The organism is Polynucleobacter sp. 30F-ANTBAC (assembly GCF_018882385.1).
Lineage (GTDB): Bacteria > Pseudomonadota > Gammaproteobacteria > Burkholderiales > Burkholderiaceae > Polynucleobacter.
Map to the genome: position 1 here is coordinate 861,536 of NZ_JACVON010000001.1, position 20,466 is coordinate 882,001.

Annotated in this window: 24 protein-coding genes; 7 read left to right on the forward strand and 17 right to left on the reverse strand. The window is 42.0% G+C overall.

Annotation, left to right across the window (positions count from 1 at the left end; all coding sequences use genetic code 11):
- Positions 1 to 106: 106 nt before the first annotated feature.
- Both ruvX and ICN28_RS03990 read right to left on the reverse strand, forming a co-directional pair.
- Entirely contained in the window at positions 107 to 478 is a 372-nt protein-coding gene (ruvX, locus tag ICN28_RS03985; RefSeq protein ID WP_216286398.1) for a Holliday junction resolvase RuvX, read from the reverse strand.
- Positions 478 to 1,080, reverse strand: coding sequence for a YqgE/AlgH family protein (locus tag ICN28_RS03990; protein WP_216286400.1), 603 nt, complete (start codon positions 1,078 to 1,080; stop codon positions 478 to 480). Before ICN28_RS03990 ends, ruvX begins: the two co-directional genes overlap by 1 nt.
- A 261-nt stretch (positions 1,081 to 1,341) precedes the next feature.
- Here ICN28_RS03990 and ICN28_RS03995 point away from each other — a divergent pair, with 261 nt between their 5' ends.
- The 4 genes from ICN28_RS03995 (at position 1,342) to ICN28_RS04010 (ending at position 5,056) form a co-directional block, all read left to right on the forward strand.
- Entirely contained in the window at positions 1,342 to 1,689 is a 348-nt protein-coding gene (locus ICN28_RS03995) for a helix-turn-helix domain-containing protein (RefSeq protein ID WP_216286402.1), read from the forward strand.
- Between the two features lie 166 nt (positions 1,690 to 1,855).
- Positions 1,856 to 2,143 carry a helix-turn-helix domain-containing protein gene (locus ICN28_RS04000; RefSeq protein WP_216286404.1) on the forward strand — a complete coding sequence of 96 codons (288 nt, stop codon included), beginning with the start codon at positions 1,856 to 1,858 and terminating at the stop codon, positions 2,141 to 2,143.
- Positions 2,140 to 3,414, forward strand: a complete 1,275-nt coding sequence (locus ICN28_RS04005; RefSeq protein ID WP_216286405.1) for a type II toxin-antitoxin system HipA family toxin — start codon at positions 2,140 to 2,142, stop codon at positions 3,412 to 3,414. The genes ICN28_RS04000 and ICN28_RS04005 overlap by 4 nt, the downstream gene beginning before the upstream one ends.
- A 133-nt stretch (positions 3,415 to 3,547) precedes the next feature.
- Complete coding sequence (locus ICN28_RS04010) at positions 3,548 to 5,056, forward strand: deoxyribodipyrimidine photo-lyase (protein ID WP_216286406.1); 1,509 nt, start codon at positions 3,548 to 3,550, stop codon at positions 5,054 to 5,056.
- Between the two features lie 67 nt (positions 5,057 to 5,123).
- Here the strand turns inward: ICN28_RS04010 and ICN28_RS04015 are convergent, their stop codons facing one another.
- On the reverse strand, positions 5,124 to 5,957 hold the full coding sequence (locus tag ICN28_RS04015) for a symmetrical bis(5'-nucleosyl)-tetraphosphatase (protein ID WP_216286407.1): 834 nt from the start codon (positions 5,955 to 5,957) through the stop codon (positions 5,124 to 5,126).
- Positions 5,958 to 6,050: 93 nt separating this feature from the next.
- Here ICN28_RS04015 and ICN28_RS04020 point away from each other — a divergent pair, with 93 nt between their 5' ends.
- Both ICN28_RS04020 and ICN28_RS04025 read left to right on the forward strand, forming a co-directional pair.
- Complete coding sequence (locus ICN28_RS04020) at positions 6,051 to 6,305, forward strand: hypothetical protein (RefSeq protein WP_216286408.1); 255 nt, start codon at positions 6,051 to 6,053, stop codon at positions 6,303 to 6,305.
- Between the two features lie 11 nt (positions 6,306 to 6,316).
- Complete coding sequence (locus tag ICN28_RS04025) at positions 6,317 to 6,604, forward strand: hypothetical protein (protein WP_216286409.1); 288 nt, start codon at positions 6,317 to 6,319, stop codon at positions 6,602 to 6,604.
- On the opposite strand, the gene hemL is transcribed toward ICN28_RS04025, so the two are convergent.
- From hemL to ICN28_RS04070, 9 genes are all read right to left on the reverse strand, one after another.
- A complete protein-coding gene (gene hemL, locus ICN28_RS04030) occupies positions 6,587 to 7,879 on the reverse strand; it encodes a glutamate-1-semialdehyde 2,1-aminomutase (protein WP_216286410.1) in 1,293 nt (430 codons plus the stop codon). The two genes, ICN28_RS04025 and hemL, sit on opposite strands and share 18 nt — an antisense overlap.
- Before the next feature lie 33 nt (positions 7,880 to 7,912).
- Positions 7,913 to 8,230 (reverse strand): type II toxin-antitoxin system RelE/ParE family toxin, encoded by a 318-nt coding sequence (locus ICN28_RS04035; RefSeq protein WP_216286411.1) that lies wholly within the window; start codon positions 8,228 to 8,230, stop codon positions 7,913 to 7,915.
- Positions 8,187 to 8,423 (reverse strand): CopG family ribbon-helix-helix protein, encoded by a 237-nt coding sequence (locus ICN28_RS04040; protein WP_216286412.1) that lies wholly within the window; start codon positions 8,421 to 8,423, stop codon positions 8,187 to 8,189. The genes ICN28_RS04035 and ICN28_RS04040 overlap by 44 nt, the downstream gene beginning before the upstream one ends.
- A 90-nt stretch (positions 8,424 to 8,513) precedes the next feature.
- Positions 8,514 to 8,831, reverse strand: a complete 318-nt coding sequence (locus tag ICN28_RS04045) for a hypothetical protein (RefSeq protein WP_216286413.1) — start codon at positions 8,829 to 8,831, stop codon at positions 8,514 to 8,516.
- 184 nt (positions 8,832 to 9,015) lie between these two features.
- On the reverse strand, positions 9,016 to 9,186 hold the full coding sequence (locus ICN28_RS04050) for a rubredoxin (RefSeq protein WP_088812539.1): 171 nt from the start codon (positions 9,184 to 9,186) through the stop codon (positions 9,016 to 9,018).
- Between the two features lie 95 nt (positions 9,187 to 9,281).
- Entirely contained in the window at positions 9,282 to 9,743 is a 462-nt protein-coding gene (locus ICN28_RS04055; RefSeq protein ID WP_216286414.1) for a coiled-coil domain-containing protein, read from the reverse strand.
- Positions 9,744 to 9,883: 140 nt separating this feature from the next.
- Positions 9,884 to 11,320: a class I SAM-dependent RNA methyltransferase gene (locus ICN28_RS04060; RefSeq protein ID WP_216286415.1), complete on the reverse strand. Its 1,437-nt coding sequence runs from the start codon at positions 11,318 to 11,320 to the stop codon at positions 9,884 to 9,886.
- Between the two features lie 65 nt (positions 11,321 to 11,385).
- On the reverse strand, positions 11,386 to 11,844 hold the full coding sequence (locus ICN28_RS04065) for a CopD family protein (protein WP_216286416.1): 459 nt from the start codon (positions 11,842 to 11,844) through the stop codon (positions 11,386 to 11,388).
- A gap of 90 nt (positions 11,845 to 11,934) precedes the next feature.
- Positions 11,935 to 13,230, reverse strand: a complete 1,296-nt coding sequence (locus ICN28_RS04070; protein ID WP_255536117.1) for a glutamate-5-semialdehyde dehydrogenase — start codon at positions 13,228 to 13,230, stop codon at positions 11,935 to 11,937.
- A gap of 212 nt (positions 13,231 to 13,442) precedes the next feature.
- Between ICN28_RS04070 and ICN28_RS04075 the strand changes: the two genes are divergently transcribed.
- Positions 13,443 to 14,492: a Fic family protein gene (locus tag ICN28_RS04075; protein WP_216286417.1), complete on the forward strand. Its 1,050-nt coding sequence runs from the start codon at positions 13,443 to 13,445 to the stop codon at positions 14,490 to 14,492.
- 4 nt (positions 14,493 to 14,496) lie between these two features.
- Here the strand turns inward: ICN28_RS04075 and holA are convergent, their stop codons facing one another.
- From holA to ICN28_RS04100, 5 genes are all read right to left on the reverse strand, one after another.
- A complete protein-coding gene (holA, locus tag ICN28_RS04080; RefSeq protein ID WP_216286419.1) occupies positions 14,497 to 15,579 on the reverse strand; it encodes a DNA polymerase III subunit delta in 1,083 nt (360 codons plus the stop codon).
- A 12-nt stretch (positions 15,580 to 15,591) separates the two neighbouring features.
- Positions 15,592 to 16,224 (reverse strand): LPS assembly lipoprotein LptE, encoded by a 633-nt coding sequence (gene lptE / locus ICN28_RS04085; RefSeq protein WP_216286421.1) that lies wholly within the window; start codon positions 16,222 to 16,224, stop codon positions 15,592 to 15,594.
- Between the two features lie 32 nt (positions 16,225 to 16,256).
- The gene (leuS, locus tag ICN28_RS04090) at positions 16,257 to 18,908 is read right to left on the reverse strand and encodes a leucine--tRNA ligase (RefSeq protein WP_216862363.1); all 2,652 of its coding nucleotides are present in this window, start codon (positions 18,906 to 18,908) and stop codon (positions 16,257 to 16,259) included.
- Positions 18,909 to 18,978: 70 nt separating this feature from the next.
- Positions 18,979 to 19,788, reverse strand: coding sequence for a 4-hydroxy-tetrahydrodipicolinate reductase (gene dapB / locus ICN28_RS04095; protein WP_216286897.1), 810 nt, complete (start codon positions 19,786 to 19,788; stop codon positions 18,979 to 18,981).
- A 77-nt stretch (positions 19,789 to 19,865) separates the two neighbouring features.
- Positions 19,866 to 20,438 carry an outer membrane protein assembly factor BamE gene (locus tag ICN28_RS04100; protein ID WP_216286423.1) on the reverse strand — a complete coding sequence of 191 codons (573 nt, stop codon included), beginning with the start codon at positions 20,436 to 20,438 and terminating at the stop codon, positions 19,866 to 19,868.
- Positions 20,439 to 20,466: the final 28 nt, after the last annotated feature.

The following is a 20,466-nucleotide window of genomic DNA, read 5'->3' on the forward strand; positions in this document are numbered from 1 at the left end:
TAAATCCACTTTTTAAAAGAGGATTTACACAAAAACAACTAAAAATATCTTTATAAATCAATAAAAATAAAAAAATGATCTTCTAATCAATCTTTACCTAGTGAGCTCATGCTTGGTCTAAATATTGCTGCAATATCAGTTGGGCAGCCAAGGCATCGTTACCGTCTTTAACCGAGACAGAGGTATAACGCTCATCCACCCAAACCACTTCTTTTTGGAAGCGGCCATGGAGCTGGTTACCAAAGCGCTTGGCTTTTTGCGTCATCTCATGCTCGGCACCATCGGGATGGGTCGGCAACCCCACCACCAATAGTTGAGGCTGCCATTCTTGGATAAGTCTCTCTATTGCTTTAAATTTTTCGTCTTGATTTTTTTCTTGAATGATCTTCAAAGCTTCAGCCGTTTTGGTGATGGTGTTACCAACAGCCACACCGATGCGCTTTTCTCCAAAATCAAAAGACAAGATGGTTTTCGTCATCAAGCGTGCCCAGCTTCACTCGACAGAAAACCAAGATCAATACCCAATAATCCTAAAACGTTTTGGTACTTGTATTCATCGGGGGTATCAAAGATGATGTGGGCCATTTCTTCTGCGGGAGCAGGCACATTGAGCCAGCCATTCCGCGCGATCTCATCTTCAAGCTGACCCGCACTCCAACCTGCATAGCCTAAAGTCATTAAAAAGCGTGCTGGTCCATGACCAGCAGCAACCTCTTCTAATACATCCTTGGATGTGGTCATAGCTAATCCACCAGGGATCCTAAGGGAGGAGTTGTAATGGGTTGTATGTTCACCCTGCTTTTGTTCATGCAAGACAAACCCACGATCGGTTTGCACAGGTCCACCAAAGTAAACCGGTTCTGCAGCTCTAGGCTGGATTTCTAACTTGAGATCCACCTTGTCAAAAACTGTGGCCAAGTCAACATCGGTTGGTTTATTTATAACTAAACCCATAGCGCCATTAGGTGTGTGATCACAGAGATAAATCACGGTTCCGGCAAAGTTATCATCAACCATGCCTGGCATAGCTATTAAGAACTGGTTAGCGAGATGCTTGGCATCTTCAGTGTTTTGAGTCATTTGTGTATTTTATTCGAAGGAGAAGGTGTAAATTAAAATCATAAAAATATTTAAATTAATAAATTAAACATAAAATTACTCATTAATTTCAAAGGGTTATCAAATAAATTAGAGTATAAACTTATCGCTCGCTGATACACTTTTGATCATAAACATCGCCATGCTAATGATTTAGGCATCCATTATGAGTTCAAAGATGCACATCAACTGTTACGTGATTTTTATAGAGGTTGACCTTGTGCTTCAGGAAGTGAGGAGTAAATGAAAGTAATTAAAATTGGTATAGCACCACAAGCGAAAATACGTGAGCGCATGCTAGCTATTGCAAAAGGCGAATTAAAACCCAAGTCAACAGATCCTAAAATTTGGTTTACTTCCATGCGTTCACTATCACAAGTTCTCAGCGATGAAAACAGAGCTCTCCTGGAAGTAATTAGAACGGCACGTCCAGCCTCTATTAGCGAATTAGCGGATATGACAGGTCGAAAACAAAGTAATCTCTCACGCACTTTAAAAACAATGTCACGTTACGGCCTTGTCACCATGGAAAAACATGAGCGCTACTTACGCCCAATAGCAAATGCAGAACGTTACCTAATCTCTGCTTAAAAGTACTATCCTGAACGGATGCTCACATGCCTTGCATTGAGTTAATTTTTTATAACTGAGTATGAAACTATGGCTCAAATTAAATGGGTCGATAAGCTCATTAACTAGATTAAATAAAGTATAATATATTGCCTTTAATAAGTTAAATTTCATCTCAAAAGGTAATATGTTATCTTTTAAAACTGTCCCTGATGTTGCTCTATCCATCGCCAAAAGAGCTCAAGAGGCGCGCCTGTCACAAAACTTATCGCGTAAAACACTTAGCAAGATGTCAGGTGTCGCCGAGTCTTCAATCAAGCGATTCGAGATGAGCGGAGAAATCTCGATCATTTCTTTACTAAAAATAGCCAAGGCACTGGGTCACATCAATCAATTCGAAGAAACCTTTACACAACAGGGAGTGATTAGCATTGAACAGGTCCTTGCGAAAAAAAGATCAAGGGGTCGCTCATGACCGCACCAGGACTCATAAAACATGTCAAACGATTGGAAGTGTGGATTGCATCCAATCGGGTGGGTCTATTAGGTGAAAGCGAGCGTGGTGAAATCTGGTTTGAGTACGACCCTCTGTGGATAAAAACTGGATTCCCACTATCTCCCCTTGATCGTTTTGCACTAAAGGCTGGTGCATTCATAACAGATCAGCAAAATCCATTTAATGGTTTGCATGGTGTTTTCAATGACGCCCTTCCAGATGGCTGGGGCCTTTTATTAATGGATAGAACATTTAAAAAGTATTTCAATTGGGACCCACACGAAATTACTGCACTGGATAGATTGGCTTATATAGGCAATAGAGCTATGGGCGCGCTTGAATTTAGAGAACCCATCACCATTATTGAAGATATTGATTTGCCATCCATCAATGATTTAGCAACCGAATCAGTATTGATACAAAAAAATACTCAAGAGGAAGTTCTGAATTCATTAGCTATCTATGGAGGCTCTCCCGGAGGAGCAAGGCCTAAGGTCACTGTGGCTTTGGAGAGAGACGGTGACTCTTGTATTTCAGGTTTCTCATCCATTCCTGATAACTATGATCACTGGATTATTAAGTTCAGAACTCAGTTATTAGATCCACTTTGCATGGGCAGAATTGAATTGGCATATTCCAAAATGGCTAAATTAGCCAAAGTTGAGATGCCCGAAACAAAATTAATCAGCGCTCAAGTACAAGGCAAAAAAGAGGAATTCTTTGCTGTTCAAAGATTTGATAGGGTTGGCAATAGCAAGAAACATATTGTCTCTTTAGCAGGAATGTTAGAGATCTCACATCGAAGCCCCAGCATCGACTACTTAGACCTTTTAAAAGCTGTTCAATTTGTGACTAATAGTGATTTAGAGCTGGAAAAAGCCTTTAGGCTGATGGTTTTTAATGTGCTTGCTCACAACAAAGATGATCACTCCAAAAACTTTTCTTTTATCTATAGTGATGGCTTTTGGAAAATGACCCCTGCCTATGATTTAACTTTTAGTTCTGGCATGAACAATCAACACACAACGGCTGTTATGGGCTTAGGACTACCAAGCGCCGCATCCATTCAAAAAGTCGCCAAGGCGATGGCTATTAAAAAATCCAATGAAATCATTCATGAAGTTTACGAGGCAGTTTCACAGTGGGAAATAATTGCGTTAGAAGTCAACGTCAGCAAAAAAATTATCAGCGAATATAAGAAAGCAATTTTTGAGGGCCCGTGCTTTAAAGAACTAAAAGGTATTTTCTAAAGCACCCCACCAACAAACATAAAATTTACCAAAATTGAATCTTTACTTAAGTTCAATAGAGTCCTGCACCTTTCTATAAAGATGGCTATCATTTAAAGGATGAAAACAACATTGACTATTTGCAACCAATCCTATGCCATCTAATTCTGGTTTAGTTTGGCTCCGCCGCGATTTAAGACTTCATGATCACCATGCCATGCGCATGGCGCTTAAAGCGTGCCAACACGTTTGGGTTGTCTTTGTCTTTGACACAGATATTTTGTCTTATCTCTTAGATAGAGGCCTTAAAAAAGACCGTCGCATTGACTTCATTTGGCAGTCACTTCAAGAAATCGACACGGAGCTTCGAGCTAAGGGGGGCGGTCTCATTGTTCGCCACGGTAAAGCTACAGAGATCATCCCTCAGCTTGCTACTGAATTAGGTGTTCATGCTGTTTTTACCAATAAAGACTATGAGCCAGCTGCTATAGAACGAGATCGTTTGGTGTCATTGACTCTTGAAGATCAAGAGATTGCTTTTCATAGCTACAAAGATCAAGTGATCTTTGAGCACAAAGAAGTGCTCACCGGTCAAGGTGGAGTGTTCTCTGTTTTTACACCCTTTAAAAATGCTTGGCTAAGGAAGTTGCAAGCAACGGATTTAGATGCACATGCTGTTGATTTAGAGAGTGGGAAGTTTTCTCCAATTCCTAAAAAATTAGATTTGCCATTTCCATCACTTGAGTCCATGGGCTTTGAACCCACGGGTATTGAATCAAATATACCAACCGGTATGTCAGGCGCATCCGAGTTATTTGAGCAATTCTTAGATCGCATGGATCAGTACCACGCCACCAGAGACTTCCCATCGGTTAAAGGCCCTAGCTACTTATCCGTGCACTCACGCTTTGGCACCATTTCAATTCGAGCTTTAGTTCGTGAAGCACATCAACGCATGTTAGCGGGCAGCATGGGTGCCACCATTTGGTTATCTGAACTTATTTGGCGCGACTTCTATTTCATGATTCTCAGCAACCATCCAAGACTAGCTCCAGCCATTGGTAAGAAAGCACTCCTGCACAGCACGGCTGGTCATGAATCATTTAAACCAGACTACGACAAGATTTCTTGGGAGAGTGGCGCCAAAGCACAGAAACTATTCAAGGCTTGGTGCGAAGGTAAAACAGGTTACCCATTAGTGGATGCAGCCATGCATCAACTTAACCAAAGCGGTTATATGCATAACCGCTTAAGAATGGTCGTCGCTTGTTTTTTAATTAAAGATCTTGGAATTGACTGGCGTTGGGGTGAGCAATACTTTGCTGACCACCTCAATGACTTTGATTTTGCGGCGAATAACGGTGGCTGGCAATGGGCATCTTCTAGTGGTTGTGATGCACAACCTTATTTCCGCATCTTTAATCCAATTACTCAATCTGAAAAATTTGATGCGGAAGGTAAATTTATTAAAAAGTATTTACCGCAGTTATCTAAGTTATCTAAGAAAACAATCCATGCCCCATGGACTGCCGGTGAGATTGAATTAGAGATGGCTCAAATTCGTATGGGTAGAGATTATCCAATGCCTATCGTGCAGCATGATGAAGCCAGAAAAAACACGTTAATCAGATATGCGGTTGTGAAAAAAGAAGCTGCCGAATAAGCTATATAGCTTTATGTGAGGCAGTTTCTATAGCTCTCAGCCTTTAGATTTTGCCTCGCATTTTGGATCAGAGGCCAACTGGCTTTTTTAATCCCTGCACCTGAATGAACAGTGGCTTTTTCCCCAAAGACATGGCGGTAAGTTGACCACCCCATACACAACCTGTATCCAATCCCACCACATTCTTTTTCTTTAAAAGGCCTAAGGTAGACCAGTGCCCAAAAATAATTTTGGCGTCTTGAGTTTTTCTATTCGGAACTTCAAACCAAGGCATGTATCCTTTAGGCGCATCACCAGCGCCCTCTTTACTCTCAAACTCCATCACACCTTTAGTGGTGCAAAAACGCAATCTGGTTAAAGAATTAATAATGACTCTTAAGCGCTCTGCGCCTTTGAGTTTGTCATTCCATTGATTCGGTGTGTTGCCATACATGTCTATCAACGACTTGGCATAATTTTTATGGCGCAAGACTTTTTCTAACTCATGAGCGAGCTCAAGAGCTTTAGTGACACTCCACTGCGGCAAGATGCCTGCGTGCACAAAAAGAGTATTTAAGTTTTCTTTACCACTGTACAAAGCCATCGGGCGATGCCTTAACCACTCAATCAATTCTTTTCTATCCGGTGCTTTGAGAATGTCATCCAGAGTATCCAAAGACTTCGGCCCTCTGATACCTGCATCTCTCGCGAGCAAATGTAAGTCATGATTACCCAAGATACATTCTGCTTGTCCTGCCTCTTGCAATGCCTTAAGAGTTCGCAATGCACCCAAAGAGTCTGGACCGCGATTCACCAAATCACCCACACAAATGATTTTTGAGTCTTTGGGTAATTTTTTGATGAGCTGCTTCAGCTGCTGATTGCAGCCTTGGACATCACCTATGGCAAATATATCGTTCATATACCTCTCAGTTTAATGGGTGATGATTTTGATGATTTGATTTTTTCATTATAAAAAGTATAAGATATTGTCTTATCAACACCGCCCATTCTCATGAAATTTAATTCTTTACTCTTTTCAGACCCCCTCGAACAAAAGGGTTTTTCTGTAGAACAAGCAAAAGGTATTGCTTACGGTGCTTTTGAGTGCTTTGACATAGAAAAACTAGCAACAAAAGATGAAATAAAGCATCTAGCTACAAAAGAAGATCTCGCAAGATCTATCCACACTTTGTTCATGCAACTATTAGGCGTCATCATTGGAGTGCAAACAGTGATGATTGGCCTGATGTTTTTCTTACATCGATAAATCAAAACTAAATGAAATTTAATTCTTTAAAATACTCTAAAAAATTACGCCTTGCCGGCTTTAACGAAAACCAATCAGAAATATTGGCTGAGGGCTTTCACGAGCACATCTCTTACCAAGAAGTAGCCAAGAAAAGCGATCTCGTTCAATTAGATAAGAAAATAGATGTGGTAGAAATTCGTCTTGAAAAATCAATCGCAGATCTTGGCACGAAACTAACGACTTTCATTTGCGCCAGCTCATTCTCAGTCATGACAATCTTGCTGGCTTTTATGATGTTTTTACATAGCGGCAAATGATTTTTCTGCTGCTTTGAACATTTCATCAAGAACTGCATCATCGTGTGCAATTGATAAGAAACCAGCTTCATAGGCAGATGGGGCTAAATACACACCATTGTCTAGCATCAAATGGAAGAATTTCTTGAACGCTTCAATATCACTGGCAGTGACTGCAGCATAAGAAGTTGGTACCTCTTTAGAGAAATACAAACCAAACATACCACCCACGCTATCCACTGAGAATGGAACTCCTGCCTGATTAGCTCGTTCTTGCATACCATTCACAAACTTTTTAGTTTGAGCGGTCAAACAATCAAAAAAGCCTGGTCGAGTAATGATATCTAGGTTGGCTAATCCAGCAGCAACTGCCAATGGATTACCGGACAAAGTACCTGCTTGATAAACATTACCTAAAGGGGCTAATTTATTCATGATGTCAGCACGGCCACCAAAGGCAGCCATTGGCATACCACCGCCCATGACCTTACCTAAGCAAGTTAAATCTGGTTTGATGCCATGCAAACTTTGTGCACCACCCAAAGCCACTCTAAAACCAGTCATCACTTCGTCATAAATGAGAACCGCACCTTCTTTGGTCGTGAGATCACGCATTGCTTTAACAAAGGCAGAGCTTGGCTGAATCAAATTCATATTGCCTGCTATTGGTTCAACAATCAGTGCTGCAATCTTGCCAGCATTCTGCTTGAAAGCCACCTCAAGCGCTTCCACATCATTGAATGGCAGCACCAATGTGTGCTTCACTAAATCTTGTGGAACCCCACCTGATGATGGTGCATTTTGTGTGCTATCAGCAAAAGTCAACATACCTGAACCAGCTTTGACCAATAAGCTATCAGCATGACCATGGTAGCAACCTTCAAATTTAATGATCAGATCGCGGCCAGTAAAACCGCGCGCTAAACGCAAAGCACTCATCGTGGCTTCTGTACCGCTGGAAACCAAACGCACTTGCTCAATACTCGGAACCAATTGACAGATACGCTCTGCCATCACAATTTCACCTTCAGTTGGAGCACCATAACTAAAACTATGAACTGCAGCCTCTTGCAGAGCCTTCACAACCTCTGGATGAGCATGACCAACAATCATCGGACCCCATGAGCCAATACAGTCGATATATCGCTTATCGTCTGCATCCCAAAAATAAGCGCCTTGCGCACGCTTGATAAAGCGTGGCACGCCACCCACCTGACGGAACGCTCTAACTGGAGAGTTCACGCCACCAGGTGTGGTTTTTTGGGCTCTTAGGAAAAGTTCTTCGTTTTTGCTCATGATTTGATCTTTAATTATTTTGGACTACCAACACTATAACGAATTTGGCCATTTTCTTGATGTATGAAGCAATCTGATGATATCTAAGCAGCTTTCTTTAATTAAATAAACAAGAATGTATTGGAATTTTTTAAGAATAAATTCTCTTGTCTCGCTGACTCTACCGATTCGCCCTAGCTCTGGATATTTTTTTACCAGATCAATACTTTTTTCAACTTCATGTAAAAAGGCATCTTCGATTGATGGACTTATTTTATTTAGATAATTTGCTTCGTTTTCAATATCTTTTAATGCACTCTTAGTCCAATTAACCCACATTTTTTTTAAACACTCTTTTGATAGTTTCTTCATCAGCATAATCATTATTCATGGACTCATTAACACCCTGAATAATTTGCTCATGACGCCAGAGTTCCAAGTCTAAATATTGACTGATTGCTTCCTCCGCCAAACCTTCAGATGACTTTTTACGGATAAGCGAGAGCTTATCTAGCTTCTCTTTAATTTCTTTCGCGAGTTTAAGAGTTAATTCTGTATCAGGCATCCAGAACCTTTGATTGATATTTAATGTATACATTGTATTTATATCACTCCTTGTTGACTATCTACATTTGTTCAATAAGTATTAATTCCATTACCACCAAGCGTAAGTGGCTGAATACTTGTGCCTTATGTTTAATACTGGCTCATAATCAGAATTTTTAATCCATTGATGCATTTGCCTTAAATTGTGAGAGCTACTTTTCTTCTTAAAAATTTTCCTGAACCAAGTAGGTGCGCCACTGAACATTGTTTGCTGACTATCTGAATGAAATTTTCTAATCGCCCTTCTTCCCTCTTTTGAACCTTGGTCAAGCAGGGTAACTCTTTGTCGAGACATATCAATTCTGTCATCTCTTAAAACCCAGTAGTATTCGTAAGTAGCATTCTTTCTTCTAAAACTTCTAGACATATCTTTCCTTAGTAATTATTAATTACATACAACCTCCCTTTAAAAGATTTAATTAGCAAATTACTTATATTTAATATAAGTAATAACCGTCAAAAAAACCACTTATAAAAAGTGGTTCTTAAAAATACCTTTGTTTAAAGATTCAGCATTAAAAGCGCTAATCAAAAAACACGAAATGATCGACTTAAATAACAGTCATCTCAAAATCTTCCTTGCGTGCACCGCACTCAGGACACGTCCAGTTCATTGGCACGTCTTTCCATAATGTACCAGGAGCAATACCCTCATCAGGCAAGCCAGCCTCTTCATCGTAGACCCAACCACAAATCAAACACATATAAGTTTTAAATTCCATGATCTCTTTCCTAAATTTTTCACTATTCTACTAGGGCTTAAGAAATCAGGCATGTTTATGTTTTATTGGTTCTTATATTGTTTGAGATACGTCAACTAAGACCATAAATTTTGAGCCAGGATTGCAATATTAGTAGGTAAATATCGGTCAAATAATGACAACAAAGTTATTGAGCCTACAACCATGGCGCCGATGACCTTTGTTTGGCGATGAGCTGTATCAGAGATTTTCTTATCCAATCTACTCTCTAAGCAATCCATATCAGCTTTCATACTCACCTTGAACTCGCTCATATCTGCCTTAATATCAGCTTTGAATTCAGCCATATCGGACCTGATTTCAGATTTAAATTCAGCCATCTCTGTTTTTATCTCTGTCTTAAAGTCAGACATTTCAGATTTAATTTCTGATCCAAATGCTATGAAATCAGATTTACTGACATGATCAGAAGCCTCATGGCACTCTTTGAGACCATCGCAAATAGCCTTTGCTTGATGCTCTGGAATGCCAGAATTTTCTAAATTTTTTATAAAAACATAGGTATCAAAATATGACAAAACTCTCTCCTCTTTATTGATTGAAAAGATAAATTAATTATGAATTTTATAAATAAAAGAGTGGCAAATCAAATCAACAAATCTGCTAATAATTGGGCTTACTGAAAATAAGTTATTGAGTCTAAGACCGAGATTTAGTTTTAATGAGATCCTGATGATGCATCCGGCTTTTTCATATCAAACCTGAACAAGCGACACTCTAAGGGGCCATTAAATAAAGGCGTACGCTTAGACTCTTTCATGCGCACTTGACCTGGTAAACCCATATCGGCTGTTAAGACATCCACTTGCCAACCTTGGAAGTTATCTTTGAGATGCTTACCGAACTGATTTAAAAACTCCATGAACTCTGGTGAGTTATTGTTCTTTGGCAAAGCATCACGTGCACCTCGACCTTTGACACGTTCACTGCCATCACGACCACCTTGAATCTCCAAACGCTCGCCATAGGGTGGGTTAAACAGCATTACGCCCGGATCTGCAAAAGGTGACTTAGCCACCAATGCATCAATCTGTCGAACGTTGGATAACACACCTGATTGTGCTGGCAAGCCAGCACGCTTCCAATTATTTTTAACAATCGTGATCATGTTTTCATTAATGTCACATGCTGCCATTTTGAGCTTATTGGCATTCGCTAAGCCAATCTCAATATTTTTCTTAGCAACCTCACATAAACCATCCCATTGCTTTTTAAGATCAGGTGTATTGAAAGGTTTTAATCTCTGAAAGCCAAATCCTTGATCCGCACCCACGAGATCGACTCGCGTTGGGCGATAACGGGTAAATTTAGAAGGCTCCGATTTATCTGCCGACTTGACCGCCTGGTTGTGCGCTTGTGCAGCTTGCACAGCTTCTTGTTGAGGGTTCATCAAGCCTGCACGGATCGATCCTGACGGAATCCCTAAACCACGGTAAGCCGCTTCAATTAAAAACGTACCACTACCGCACATTGGATCAAACAGGGGTTGCTCAGGCTTCCAGCCTGTTAAAGCCAAAATACCAGCAGCAAGATTTTCTTTAAGCGGTGCAGCACCTTTGTCATCGCGCCAACCACGCTTGAACAATGATTGACCACTGGTATCCAAATAAATACTGGCATGTGTGGCTGTTAGGTGAGCTTGCACACGGATATCTGGCAACTCAGTATCAATATTAGGGCGAGCACCTTTGACTTCTCTTAAGCGATCACAAACCGCATCTTTGATTCGCAGGGTCACAAAGTTCAAACTGGTCAGTGGTGAACGATGAGCTGTTAAGTCCACTCTCATGGTTTGATCAGGCGTTAACCAATCTTCCCAAGACAACGATCTCGTCGCTTTGTAAATATCATCTTCTTTGCGGTAAGCCACATGGGTCATTTGCAACAAACAACGGCTGGCGATACGAGAATGCAAGTTGATAGCCAAAGCCACTGACATAGGCCCCGCAACACCCAAACCACCCGTGTTGTTGAGTGGCGGAGGATCGATGACCCATGCACCCAGAGATTTCACTTCAGGACGCTCCGAGATTTCCTTTAGCTCTTCTGCTAAAGGAATCTCCAAGCCACGAGGGCAAACGATAAAAAACTTCATAGAAAAACCTTTTTTATTTAGTTATGTTTTATTTATTTTTGTTATTTTTAACTTTTACTAACTAATTAGAAAGGTTTCACCACAACCAAAATACTGATGATCAAAAAGATCACAACGGGCACTTCATTGAACCAACGGTACCAAACATGAGAGCGCTTGTTGTTACCTGCTCTAAATTTCTTATAAAGAGAACCACAAGCATGGTGATAGCCCAATAAGATAAAGACCAATAATAATTTCGCGTGCATCCAGCCAGAACCTGGACCTTTACCTATCCCGTAATACAACCAAAGAATCAAACCTAAGACAACCGCAGGAATCATCAAGATCGTCATAAAACGATACAAACGATGTGACATACCCAATAAACGCTCTAATACTTGAGGGTTTGTTTCTTGCGCCATGTTCACATAAATGCGCGGCAAATAAAATAACCCAGCAAACCAAGATGCCACAAACAAAATGTGAAACGCTTTCACATATAAATAAGCACCACCCAACACCACATTTACTGAATCACTCATCTCAACCATCCTTTTAGGTTTACATTTCTGACCAACTCCTCACCATTCATGCTGAATGATGAGGCCTATTTAACAACTCATACAGCCAACTTAAGTTCGTATTTCACCTTGACCAAATACGATGTACTTCATTGACGTCAACCCCTCAAGACCCACAGGCCCTCTGGCATGTAACTTGTCATTGGAGATGCCGATCTCAGCGCCTAAGCCATACTCAAAACCATCAGCAAAACGCGAGCTGGCATTGATCATCACACTGGCGCTATCCACTTCCCGTAAAAAACGCATACCTGCCGAGTAATCTTCCGTGATGATGCAATCCGTATGATGACTGCCATACTGATTAATGTGATCCATTGCTTCATCCATATGACCCACGGTCTTGATGGATAAGATCGGAGCCAAGTATTCAGTTGACCAGTCTTCTTCCGTCGCATCCACTAAATTTTTAACGCCGACTGCTTCAAGAGCTTGTTTGGTTTTCTTGCAAACACGAAGCTCCACCCCTTTATCTTGGTAAATTTTGCATAAAGGCAATAAAGAATCATTGATCTTTGACTCATGCACCAACAAGGTTTCCATCGTGTTGCATGGCGCATAGCGCTGCGTCTTTGCGTTATCACAAACCTTGATGGCTTTGGCAGGGTCTGCCAAGACATCAATATAGGTGTGACAAATACCATCCAAGTGTTTAATCATTGGCACACGGGCATCCGCCATCAAACGCTCGATCAAACTCTTGCCACCGCGTGGCACGATCACATCGATGTATTCATTCATGGTGATCATGGCGCCTACTGCAGCACGGTCCGTGGTTTCAACAACCTGAACGGCATCAGAAGGTAAGCCTGCTAATGACAAACTTTCCTGAATCAATTTTGCCAAAGCTGTATTCGAGTCAATAGCCTCAGACCCACCACGCAAAATTGTGGCATTACCAGACTTCAGGCAAAGAGCTGCCGCATCAATCGTCACATTAGGACGAGATTCATAAATGATGCCAATCACACCCAATGGCACACGCATTTGCCCCACCTGGATACCTGATGGCATTCTTCGAATATTGCTCATTTCTCCAATAGGGTCAGAAAGCTTAGCGATTTGCTCCAAGCCTTCAGCCATTGTGGCAATCGTCTTATCTGTCAGCGTTAGGCGATCAATAAAAGCAGCATCTTGCCCGTTTGCTTTTGCACGCTCCACATCTTGTGCATTGACTGTTTTTAGAGCCGCTGCATTTTTTCTAACTAAACCTGCCAAATGGAGCAATGCTTCATTTTTAGAGGCTGTAGTTGCACGAGCCATCGCACGCGAAGCTGCTCTTGCTTTTTGACCAATCGCCTTCATGAGAGCAATGGCATCGGAATTCGTATTGTTTTGAGTACTCATAGACGTTACTTTAACTGATCTAGTGGCCTTCTAATTAATCTTCAGGATTTTCAAAGGGATATGAGAAATAAGCCTTCCTAACCTTAATTTAATCTCATCCAACCCATTTTTATCTGCCAAAATCAATTTTATGGGTGTAAATGGGTGTTTTATTGGGTGTAAATCAATTTTATGGGTGTAAATGGGTGTTTTATTGGGTGTATAATGACTAAATGCTCAATACAGATGCCCTTACTATTAAAAATGAACTGCTATCACTGATCGCCCAGATTGATGAGTTTAAAGGGGCTTGGCGAGCCCTCGGAAGCTTGGCTCCCGAAAGACTATTAGCTCTGCGCAAGGTCGCTACGATTGAAAGCATTGGCTCATCCACACGTATTGAAGGAAGTAAGTTAACCGATCGTCAAGTTGAGGAACTACTTTCAAATTTAGAAATCAAATCTTTTGAAACCCGCGATACGCAAGAAGTAGCGGGATACGCTGAACTCATGAATTTGGTTTTTAGTTCTTGGATGAATATCCCATTTACTGAAAACCACATCAAACAGTTACATCAAATACTTTTACGACATAGTGAAAAAGATGTAAGGCATAGAGGACAGTACAAGACTAATAGCAATAGCGTTGCCGCTTTTGATGAAGAGGGTCGACAAATCGCTGTTATTTTTGAAACAGCAACGCCATTCGATACGCCACGCCTCATGAACGAGTTAGTCACTTGGCTACAAGAAATGAGGGAGTCTAAAGAACTTCATCCATTGCTAGTTATTGCCATATTTGTCGTTGTATTTTTAGAAATTCATCCATTTCAAGATGGCAATGGCAGACTCAGCCGTGCATTAACGACACTACTACTTTTGCAATCTGGATATGCGTACGTCCCTTATAGCTCACTTGAAAGCATTATTGAGATCAATAAAGAGGCGTATTACCTAGCACTGCGCCAAACTCAGGGAACAATAAGGACAACTAAACCCGACTGGGAACCCTGGTTGATGTTCTTTATGAAGTCCATGGCAGAACAAGTTCGACGTCTTGAGAAAAAAGTTGAAAAAGAGCGACTTGTTTTGGGAACCCTCAAAGGATATTCACTTGAAATTATTGATTTGGCAAGAGAGCGCGGTCAAGTCACCATGGCAGAAATAATTCTTGCGACTGATTCAAATCGAAACACGATTAAAGAACATCTCAGGAAATTAATCCATGATGGCAAATTACGACAGCATGGCAAAGGTAGGGGTGTTTGGTATACCTTGGCGTAATAACTTAAACAAACAACCGACCCAGCATCCTAAGACCATCCCAAGGATCATTTGGAAGTTTTTCCAGGATGGGACCAGAGCCTTTATTGAGCTGCAAGCCTTTTGATTGTTTATCTAAACCACCAATGACCGTGAGTGCTTTTTGTAACCGGTCTGCATTCAATCGTTGCATCGCTTGAGGAATCAAGCGTTCTTTATTGCCCCAGATACGATTCATCTTCATCATCATCTGCAAGTTATCGCCACGATCAAGACCTTGTCGCAAACGATTTAATAACCGAACCTCTTCCGTCACCGTCCACAAGATCAACACCAGAGGCTCACCCTCACCTTGCAAGCCATCAACCATGCGGTTAAATCTAGCAAGATCACCTGCAAGTAACGATTCTGTTAATTGGAAAACATCGTATCTAGCCACATTAAGAACCGCATCACGGATATTCTCTTCTGTGAGCATGCCCTCAGGATAGAGCAAACCTAACTTTTGGATCTCTTGATGAGCTGCAATTAAATTGCCCTCTACCTGATTGGCCATAAATTGCAAAGCGCGCTGCCCTAGTTCACCAGCTTCAACTTGTTGATTTTGTTTCTTTAAGCGAGCAGCAATCCAATTAGGTAAATGAGCCCGCTCAATCGGATCAATCCTGACCGCTACCGCGGCGTCATCTAAGGCTGTGAACCATGCAGATTTTTGTGTCTGGAAATCTACTCGAGGTAGAAAAATACAAGTGACCGTATCCACTGGATCTTTAGCTTTCACTTGCGCTTGTATTTGAGAGCAAAACTGTTTAATGGCATCAGCGCCATCACGACCTGGCTTACCTGTAGGAATGCGCAATTCAACATAGCGCTTATCACCGAACAAAGACATGGTCTGACCAGCATTCATAAGGGCTGACCAATCGAAGCCCTTCTCGTGCATCATGATCTCTCGTTCAGTATGCCCATGCATCTGAACCATGGCTCGTAACTGGTCTTGCAACTCCATCACTAGAAGTGGCTCATCACCTGTTAAAACATAAAGAGGATGAGGACCATTTTTTTTAGCTACTGCTAAGTGCGCATCAAAAGCATCTGCTTTTAGCATAGGGAACTCGACTTACTTCTTAGAGTCAGAAGGTTTAACAGATGATGGAGAAGATGGATTGGAGGGCACTGTTGAAGAACCTTTCTTCAACAGATCAGCCTCTGTTGGCAATTTTTTAATCGATGCTAAACGGCGCATGAGCTGTGTCACGATATCAATGCGCATGACTTTGACATATTCGGCTACCTGTTGATCAAACGCTTGAATATTTGACTGATTAAAGTCAATATCCCGAGTTAAGAAAATATCTGACTCAGGCATCGCCTCTAAACCAGAAACAGGGTCAAACGCTCTGAAAACCACCCTTGAAATAATGCGATAAGCCGTGATCTGACCAGCCGTGTTGTAGGATAAAACCTGACGGGCATTCTGCTCACTGATGATCTCAAGCACCAACTCAGCGTCTTTGGCTGTTTTAGCCAATTCAATATCATTCACGCGCAACAACATCTCAATATCATCTTTGAGCTCTGGTGTAATGGTGCCAGCCAGCAATAAAGACTTGTATGGCAAATTGACTTTACCGCGCAGACGCCAACCGCAAGCACCCAACGTGGTGGCGAGCGATGCCAATGCCAAATAGGACAAACCACCACCGAGCCATAAACGACGGCTTGCTGAATGAATGCTGGTGGTTTTTTTCATATGGTGTCTATTCTACCTATTAATATCTAAGCTCAGATAACGATATTGACCAAACGACCTGGAACAATAATCACCTTCTTCGCTGGCGCACCAGCCATGGCTTTAACCGCAGACTCACTGGCCAATGCGAGCGACTCAATCATAGCCTTATCCGCATCCACTGGAACAAGTACTTGACCGCGTAACTTGCCATTGACTTGAATCATCAAGGTAATTTCATTTTGAACCAAGGCAGATTCATCGACTTCAGGCCACGGGGCATCTAATAAATCGCCCAATTGATCTTTAAAGCCTGCCAAGTTCCACAGCGTAAAGGTGATGTGTGGCACTACCGGGTATAAAACTCTCAGCAAAATACCTAAAGTCTCACGGCGTACTTCAGGGCTCACATCTTTGGCTTGCTCAACCGCATTCAACATTTTCATCGTTGCCGATACAACCGTGTTGTATTGCTTGCGTTGATAGTCAAAGTTAGCTTGTTTTAAAACTGTATAGAGTTCCAAGCGCAAGGCTTGATCAGCTTCAGATAAATTAGCTGGTAATTGTGCTGCTGCCGATTGAATAGTTGCTGCATGATGAGAACCGTATACCCATAGTCGACGCAAGAAGCGTGACGCACCTTCTACGCCTGAGCTAGACCACTCCAGTTGCTGCTCAGGGGGTGCGGCAAACATCGTGAACAAACGCGCCGTATCCGCGCCGTACTGATCGATCAATGATTGTGGGTCAATACCGTTGTTCTTACTCTTGGCCATTTTTTCAACACCACCAATTTGAACAACTTTGCCACTTGTTTTATGTTTGGCTGAGACTGGACGACCTTTGTCGTCCGTTTCCACGATCACATCATCTGGATTAATCCATGTTTTGCGACCATTCGGCTCATCCATGTAATACGTATCATTGAGAACCATGCCTTGCGTTAACAAGTTATTAAATGGCTCATCAAACTTCACTAAACCTAAATCACGCATGACTTTGGTCCAGAAGCGCGCATACAACAAGTGAAGAATCGCATGCTCAATACCACCAATGTATTGATCCATTGGCATCCAATAGTCATTGCGTGCATCCACCATGCTCGTTGCATCAGAACAGGTGTAGCGCATGAAGTACCAACTGGAATCCACAAAAGTATCCATTGTGTCGGTTTCACGTCTAGCAGGCTTACCACATTGAGGACAGCTGCACTTCAAAAAGTCATCGCGCTTATTCAGTGGATTACCAGAGCCATCTGGCACACAGTCCTCTGGCAACACCACGGGTAAATCTTTTTCTGGTACTGGCACTTCACCACAAGAATCGCAGTGGATGATTGGAATCGGCGTACCCCAGTAGCGCTGACGAGAAATACCCCAGTCACGTAAACGGTAGGTTGTTTTCTTTTCACCAACACCCAAATGTTGCAAATCAGCTGCCACCGCATTAACCGCATCAGCATGACTCAAGCCATCGTATTTGCCACTATTAACAGCTTTAACTTTTTCTTTATCGGCATACCACTCTTGCCAAGATTGACCATCGAAAGTTTGACCTTCTACTTCCATCACTTGCTTGATAGCAATCTTATATTTGAGTGCAAAGGCAAAATCACGTTCATCGTGAGCAGGAACACCCATCACAGCGCCATCACCATAACTCATCAACACATAGTTACCAACCCACACGTCGACATCTTGACCTGTCAAAGGATGCTTGACCGTTAAGCCCGTTGGCATACCTTCTTTTTCTTGTGTCGCTAAATCAGCCTCTATCACACTGCCTTGTTTGCATTTCTCAATGAAAGCTGCCAAGGCTGGGTTATTTTTAGCGGCTTGTGTTGCAATTGGATGCTCTGCTGCCACCGCGCAGAATGTCACACCCATGACGGTATCAGCACGGGTTGTAAACACATACATCTTGCCATCTTGAATCAATTGCCCTGCATCATCTTTGATGTTGTGAGCAAAAGCAAAACGCACACCAAAACTCTTACCAATCCAGTTCTGCTGCATGAGCTTCACTCGCTCAGGCCAACCTAAGCCCTCTAAACCGCTTAAAAGCTCTTCAGCATAAGAAGTGATATTCAAGTAGTAACCAGGGATCTCGCGCTTCTCTACTAAAGCACCAGAACGCCAACCACGACCATCGATCACTTGCTCATTAGCCAATACCGTTTGATCAATTGGATCCCAGTTCACCACTTGAGTCTTGCGATAAGCCACACCCTTTTCCAACATCTTTAAAAAGATCCATTGGTTCCAACGGTAGTAATCCGGTTTGCAGGTTGTAACTTCTCTTGACCAATCAATGGCCAAACCCATCGCATCCATTTGCTTTTTCATATAAGCAATGTTGTCGTAGGTCCATGCCGCCGGTGGCACATTGTTGTTAAGTGCAGCATTTTCAGCCGGCATACCAAAAGCATCCCAGCCCATTGGCATTAAAACGTTGTAACCCTGCATGCGCAATTGACGCGTCATCACGTCATTGATCGTGTAGTTACGAACGTGCCCCATGTGCAACTTACCCGATGGGTAAGGCAACATGCTGCAAGCATAATATTTTTTCTTGGGTTGACCGTTTTTGTCTTTAGCGTTTTCTTCTACGCGATAAACATCACCGGCTTTCCACTGCGCATTTGCAGCCGCCTCAATGGCGCGATGATCGTAGTCTTTACTGGCTTGATTAACTTCTGAACTCAAAACACACACCCTTACATTTTAATTTTTATTATTTACTTTTTCTTATTACTTTTTATTTCTTATGACTGCTTTAGATCTTGAGTGCCTTAAGACCCAATACATCTTGCATATCAAATAAGCCATTTTTCTGATTGGCTAAAAAGCGTCCCGCTCTGACCGCGCCCTGAGCGTATGACATGCGGGAGGCAGATTTATGCGTCACCTCAATGCGCTCGCCTTCACCACAGAACATGACGGTGTGATCACCGACAATGTCACCACCACGAATTGTTGCAAAACCTATCGTGCCAGCCTCGCGCTCACCGGTATGACCTTCGCGTGCATACACGGCGCAATCTTTGAGTTCTTTTCCTAAAGCCTTCGCAATCACTTCACCCATACCAATGGCGGTACCAGATGGCGCATCCACTTTATGTTTGTGATGGGCTTCTACGATCTCAATGTCATAACCTTGATTCAAAATTTTGGCAGCTACTTCTAACAACTTCAACGTGGCATTCACACCAACACTCATATTAGGCGCAAAAACGATCGCTACTTTTTCACTAGCCTTTTTTAGCGTAGCCTTTTGCTCATCCGTAAAACCAGTTGTACCAATGATCATTTGCACACCCAACTCTTGAGCAACAGCCAAATGCTTTAACGTGCCCTCAGGTCTTGTGAAATCAATCAAGAAGTCAGCGTCCTTCATTCCTTCTTTGAGGTCTGCTGTTATTTTAATGCCGGTATCTTTACCCAAAAAAGCAGCTGGATCTTGACCCAAGGCTGGACTCGCCGGCATGTCTAAAGCACCCACGAGTTTTGCATCCGGAGTATTCAAAATTGTTTCAATTAACATACGGCCCATTCGACCTGATGCACCAGCTACAGCAAATTTCAAAGTAGACATTGTTCTATCTCTATATTTTTAGTTATTCCTACTACTTAAAGCGATTAATCATCGCTTTAAGTCCATTCTTAATTTCTAGTGTCGCCTCGTGGGATACCAACACCCTGAGTTGGGTTAGGCACTGTTTCTACAGTTGGCGCTCGATGATCACTTTCTAAATCTCTCGTCACCGCTTTACGCTGTGGTCGACGCTCACCTTTAATACCATCAATCTCAGCAATCAACTCATACTCAGTCGGCAAAGCATCGGCTTTAACTTGGGTAAGCAAGTCTTTTTCAAAGAACAAGGTGACTTGTCGTTGATCAACCAATTGGGTATCTCCGCGTTTGAAAGCAAATACATAGTCCCAACGATTTGCGTGCATCGCACTATTCAATAAAGGTGTTCCTAGGATGACTTTGATTTCTTCACGATCCATACCTATTTTGACGCGTTCAAGCTGTTCTTTAGAAATAAAGTTACCTTGAACCATATCAGGGCGATAAGGCTTAAAAACCTGACCAATTTTGCTTTTACTGCCCTCAGAAATGGTCGTTAGACCACTACAAGCTGTTAAGCCGGACCCCATAATGACTAGGGCACTTATAACTAAGCCCTTGAATACTGTGGTGTTTTTAATGTTTTTTAAGCAGATTTGCATGGTAAGCCGTATCATAAGAAAAATTGAT